We start from the raw sequence: 5142 nt of genomic DNA on the forward strand, positions 1-5142 counted from the left end.
CTGGGAGTTAAGCGCGTCCGGGGCCCCCGCGAGCCGCGCAGCGGCTGCGTGGGGAATGCCTACTCGGTGCGGTCGCGGACCCAGTCGCCGGCGCGGCCGATGGCGGCGCCGGTGGAGTGGGCGGCGCGGCCAAGCGCCTCCCCGGTGCGGCTGCCGGCGCGGTCCAGGGCCTCGCCGGTGCGCTCCGCGGGCCGGCGCGATTCACAGGCCCCGAGCAGGACCAGGCACAGCAGGGCGGCGAGGGCGCGCATCATTCTGCAGCCATCGCGGCCGGGGTGGCAGGCCGCGCTTCCGGCATCGGCGGGCCATAGCCGAAGCGGTGCAGCAGCGAGAGCACGTGGTACAGCGCCTTGAAGGACAGCACCGGCAACATCGCCCGTGGGTCTCCCTGCAGATTGCCCGCCAGCATGTTGATGATCCCGTCGCGCATCCAGAGCGTGTTGCGCGGCGCCATGAACAGCGACCGCATGACCGGGTCGTTGATCCGGTAGATCAGCCAGCCAATGCGGTCCATGGCGCGGCTCAGCTCGGCATTCGTCCGGGCCGCCAGCCGCTGGCCACGCACCGGGTCGTCGAGCCAGGCATCGGCCGCCTCGGCGCCCAGCTCGCCGGCGGTCATCGCCATCAGCACGCCGGTCGAGAACATCGGATCGACGAAGCCATAGGCGTCGCCGATCATGAGGTAGCCTTCGCCATGGCCCTGCCGGGCGCGGTAGCTGTAATTCGCGGTGCTGAAGACCTCGCTGACGATCTCGGCGCCGCGGGCGCGCGCGGCGACGGTGGGGCTGGAGGCGATGCGTTCGAAGAACAGCTCCTCCGGCGTGCCCTTCCGACCCTTCCAGGCGGATTGGTTGCCGACGAAGCCGATGCTCATCACCCCGTCCGGCAGCGGGATCAGCCAGAACCAGCCATCCTCCGCCAGATGGATGCTGATATAGCCGTCCAGATCGCTGCCCCGCCGCTCGACGCCGCGGAAATGCGCGTAGATGGCGGCGGTGTTGTTGTACTTGTTCATGTCCTTCAGCCGCATCCGCCCGGCGAGGAAGGTGTCGCGGCCGGAGGCGTCGAGCACGTAGCGCGGGCGGAACTCCAGCGTCTCGCCCGCGGGACCCTGGGCGATGACGGTGGCGCGTTCGGTGGCGGTGCCGAAGGTGATGTCGGTCACGCGGGTGTTCTCGCGCGCCGCGGCGCCAAGGCGGCGGGCATGGGCGAACAGCAGGGCGTCGAAATCGGCGCGCTTCACCTGCCAGGCATGGGTGCGCGTCCGGTTCAGCGCATGGGCGAAGGGAAAGGCGGTGCTGCGGCCGGTGCGGTCCGAGACGAATTCCGCGCCCGGCTTGTGCACGCCGATGGCCCGCACCTCCTCGAGCACCCCCAGCCGCTCGAACACGTCCAGGTTGCGGGGCAGCAGGCTCTCCCCGATGTGGAAGCGAGGATGCGCCGATTTCTCGAGCAGGGCAACCTGCCGGCCGCGCTTTGCCAGCAGGGCAGCCGCGGTCGAGCCGGCGGGGCCACCGCCGATGACAAGGACGTCAGGGGCAAGAGTGTCGCTCACGGGCGGAGACTTCCCCAATGGTTCGGGAAGGGCAAGTACCTTGCTGCCGGTCCTGGCGACGATCCGCCGGCGGGGCGTGGCTGCATCCGGCACAGGCCGGGCCGTATCGGCCCCTTGCGCGACCGGCCGCCGAAGCCCCTCGCGGATGAGAGGCTCGCGACGAGCGGGGCCGCCTCGATTGCACGGCCTGCAACGCATGCAGTAGCTTGCGCGCGGCCCTGGAGAGCGGCGCATGGCCAGCCTCACCCTTCGCAACCCCGACGATGGCCTGCAGGCTCGTCCCCGCCTCCGTGCCGCCCGCCGCGATCGCTCCGTGGAGGCGGCGGCCCGCGCCGCCGAAGTTGCCGGCGCGCCGGTCCGTGAGCCGCCGGAGTTATCCGGGTGATCCTGCCCGATATCGGCCTGCCGCTGGAACCGGCCCGTCCGGCACCGCATCCGGCGGCGCTCGCCCGGCCTCGCGGCGTGCGGGCCGCGGAGCCGGCGGCCACCGCGGTGACCGGGGGCCGAGTTGCGTGACGGCCTGGCATGCCGCCGAGTGAGCGCAAGGCGCACGGAGCCCCATGAATGACGCATTGACGACCCTCCTCGGGACTGTCTGGGGCTTGGCCGTCCTGTTCTGCCTGTGGTTCGCGACCGAGGTCCTGCGGTCCCGGCGGCAGGAGCAGGCGATGACCGCCTGGCTGCTGCTCTTCGCCCTGATCCCGCCGCTCGGCGCGCTGCTCTATCTCGGCTTCGGGTCGCGCAAGCTGCGGCAGCGGGCCGCCCGCAAGCCGCGGCCGGCGGGGCGGCAGGGCAGGGCGGTGCAGCAGGTACCGGCCATCAGCGACCTCGATCGCCTGATCCAGTCCCACGACCTGCCGGCCGCGACCGGCGGCAATGCGGTGACCCTCTGCGGCACCGCCGCCGGGGCCTATGAGACCGTCCTCGGCCTGATCGCGCGGGCGGAGCGCAGCCTCTGGGTGACGACCTACATCCTCGGCACCGACCAGGTGGCGGCGGAGATCATCCGCCGCCTCGCCGAGCGGGCGGCCGCTGGCGTGCAGGTGCGGCTGCTGATCGACGATGTGGGTTCGCAGGGCGTGCGCGAGCGGGACCTGGCGCCGCTGGTCGCGGCGGGCGGGCGCGTCGCGCGCTTCATGCCCATGTCGCTCATCCCGCGGCCGCGCCGCTACGCCAATCTGCGCAACCACCGCAAGATCATCGTGGTGGATGGCTGCCTGGCCTGGAGCGGCGGGATGAACCTCTCCGACGCCTATCTGGGCCCGGCGCCGGTCGCCTTCCGTTTCCGCGACCTCTCCTTCACCGTCGAGGGCCCGGCCGCTCGGGTCTATGCCGAGGTCTTCGCCGCGGACTGGCTCTTCGCGGCCGGGGAGGATCTGCACGACGCCCTGCCGCAGGAGGCGGCGCCGGCGAGCAGCGAGGATAGCGGCGTGGTGCAGGTGGTGCCGGCCGGGCCGGAGCGCGAGGGCGACCCCATCCACGACCTCCTCCTCGCCGTGGCCCACCGGGCGGAGCGGCGGCTCTGGATCGTCACCCCCTATTTCGTGCCGGACACGGCGACGCTGAAGGCCCTGGTCGTGGCGGCGCGGCGCGGCGTGGATGTCCGGCTCGTCACCAACCGCCGGTCGGATTCCCGGCTGATGGACTTCGCCAGCACCCCCTATCTGCGGGCACTCGCCGGCGCCGGCGCGCGGACGCTCCGCCTGCGCGATGGCATGCTGCACGCCAAGGCGGTGGTCGCGGATGACGGCCCCGCCCTCGTCGGCACGGCCAATCTGGACCAGCGCAGCCTGTTCCTGAATTTCGAGATCATGGCGCTGTTCCACGGGCCGGAGGAGGCGCGTGCGGTGGCCGCATGGCTGGAGCCGCTGGCGGCCGAATGCGGCAGCGAGCTGCCGCGCCCCAGGCCCATCCGGCAGATGGCGGAGGGCTTCATCCGGCTCTTCGCCCCGGTGCTCTGAGACCCGGCTCCGGGCCGGGTATCGCGCAGGGCTGGTGTGGCGGCTGCGCGCCAGACCGCAGGACATGCGGGCCGGACGCCCGTGGCCCGACATCGGTCGGTTTGGCCCGGCCGGCATGACGGGATGCAGGACCGGCTCCGGCCGCCGGCGCGCCGCCGGCTCAGCCGGCCCTGGCGGGGGCGATGCCGCAGGGCCGGCGACGCCCCTACAGGTAGCGGCCGAGGAACAGGTCGCCGAGCGCCCAGCGGCGCCGGTAGGTGAGGCGGCGCTGCGCGCGGTGGTGCTCCCGGTCATGCAGCAGGTGGCAGCGCTGGCATAGCGCCTGGAGGTTGCGGAGCCGGTTGTCGCGCGGGTCGTGGTTGAGATGGGCGGCGGCCAGCACCGGGCGCGTGGTGCGGATGCGCGGCGTGTCGATGAGGTCCGGCCAGCGGGCCGGGCGGTTGCGCCCGTCCCGCCAGGTGCCGGAGCGCTCGTCGAACCAGCGGCCATCGGGCAGGCAGCGCAGCACCATCCCATGCGGGCGGCCGCAGCGCTCGCAGCGCCCGCCGGCGCGGGCGAAGCGCACCGTGGCGCTCAGCATGCGCCAATGCGGCGGGTAGAGGGGACGGAGCTCGCGACGGATCGGCACGGGCGGGAGTCTAGGCGGTTCGTGGGAAAAGAGAATCCATGCCGTGGTCTCATGGGCAACCGTCCCGGCCTGCGCAGGGGCGCCAGCTTCCACGGCCGGAGGGATGGCGTCGCGGGGGGCCTTGCGGTCAGGGGGCCGGGTCGCTAAGTAGCCGCCCGCTGCGGATGGGGCCCGGTTCCGGGCCGCGTCCGGGAGGCTTGAAAGGGGACCGGAAGGTCCCAATTCGGGCCTCTGCGATGGGGTGGACCCGCTGATGCCTTCGGCGCGGCGGGTCTTGAAATCGGGGCTGAAAGGCGCCATTTCGCTCTTCCGTCGCAAGGCGGTTTCCTCGAAGGTTCCGGTCACGGGGTCTTGAAGTCGGTGCCGCGAGGCACTATCTCAGTACTCTTCGCCGCGAAGCGAAGAACTTCGAGGAAAAGTTCAAAAGGGGGCTTGAAACCGGCGCTCTCCGGCGCTAGATCGGCCCTCCCGCAGCGGGGCGGTTGCTCCTTCCGGGCCGGGTCGCGGTGCTTTCGGGCGCTGCTCTGGCGAGGGGGTTGAGAGCCACTCGGCTGCAGTTCTTGGTCTTTGCGCTTTCGGGCGCTAGCTCTTTGCCCTGCAGCGATGCGGGGTTGTCTTTTCGTCGGCTCTGGTTGGCGGAAGGTTCGTTCTGTGACAATCGCATCGGTCTTTTGGAAGCAAGTGCTTTCCGCCTGATCTGGCGCTGCTGTCCCGTGATTGGGGCGGTACTGGCCCGGTCCGGTACGGAAAAGTATTTTGCATCGAGAGTAGTGAGCGGAGCCTGATCGAGAGGCGTCTGCAAGGTTGGGCTTCGGCCTGGCCGCGCATGATGAACCTGAGAGTTTGATCCTGGCTCAGAGCGAACGCTGGCGGCATGCTTAACACATGCAAGTCGCGCGGGTGGTTTCGGCCATCAGCGGCGGACGGGTGAGTATCGCGTAGGAATGTGTCCTGAGGTGGGGGACAACCCTGGGAAACTGGGGCTAATACCGCATGGG

5 protein-coding genes and 1 rRNA gene are annotated in these 5142 nt (G+C 71.3%); 3 read left to right on the forward strand and 3 right to left on the reverse strand.

Annotated features, from left to right (window positions below):
- Nucleotides 1–59 precede the first annotated feature (59 nt).
- Complete coding sequence (locus tag NJ376_RS17865; protein WP_252954641.1) at nucleotides 60–254, reverse strand: hypothetical protein; 195 nt, start codon at nucleotides 252–254, stop codon at nucleotides 60–62.
- A complete protein-coding gene (locus NJ376_RS17870; protein WP_252954642.1) occupies nucleotides 251–1555 on the reverse strand; it encodes an NAD(P)/FAD-dependent oxidoreductase in 1305 nt (434 codons plus the stop codon). The genes NJ376_RS17865 and NJ376_RS17870 overlap by 4 nt, the downstream gene beginning before the upstream one ends.
- A 232-nt stretch (nucleotides 1556–1787) precedes the next feature.
- On the opposite strand from NJ376_RS17870, the gene NJ376_RS29455 reads away from it, so the two are divergent.
- Nucleotides 1788–1940 carry a FitA-like ribbon-helix-helix domain-containing protein gene (locus tag NJ376_RS29455; RefSeq protein WP_408906681.1) on the forward strand — a complete coding sequence of 51 codons (153 nt, stop codon included), beginning with the start codon at nucleotides 1788–1790 and terminating at the stop codon, nucleotides 1938–1940.
- Nucleotides 1941–2115: 175 nt separating this feature from the next.
- Nucleotides 2116–3516 (forward strand): phospholipase D-like domain-containing protein, encoded by a 1401-nt coding sequence (locus NJ376_RS17875; protein ID WP_252954643.1) that lies wholly within the window; start codon nucleotides 2116–2118, stop codon nucleotides 3514–3516.
- Nucleotides 3517–3721: 205 nt separating this feature from the next.
- Here the strand turns inward: NJ376_RS17875 and NJ376_RS17880 are convergent, their stop codons facing one another.
- Nucleotides 3722–4144 carry a hypothetical protein gene (locus NJ376_RS17880; RefSeq protein ID WP_252954644.1) on the reverse strand — a complete coding sequence of 141 codons (423 nt, stop codon included), beginning with the start codon at nucleotides 4142–4144 and terminating at the stop codon, nucleotides 3722–3724.
- Nucleotides 4145–4975: 831 nt separating this feature from the next.
- Here NJ376_RS17880 and NJ376_RS17885 point away from each other — a divergent pair.
- Nucleotides 4976–5142 (forward strand): 16S ribosomal RNA (locus tag NJ376_RS17885); the annotation flags it as partial.

Source organism: Siccirubricoccus soli (assembly GCF_024178315.1).
GTDB lineage: Bacteria > Pseudomonadota > Alphaproteobacteria > Acetobacterales > Acetobacteraceae > Siccirubricoccus > Siccirubricoccus soli.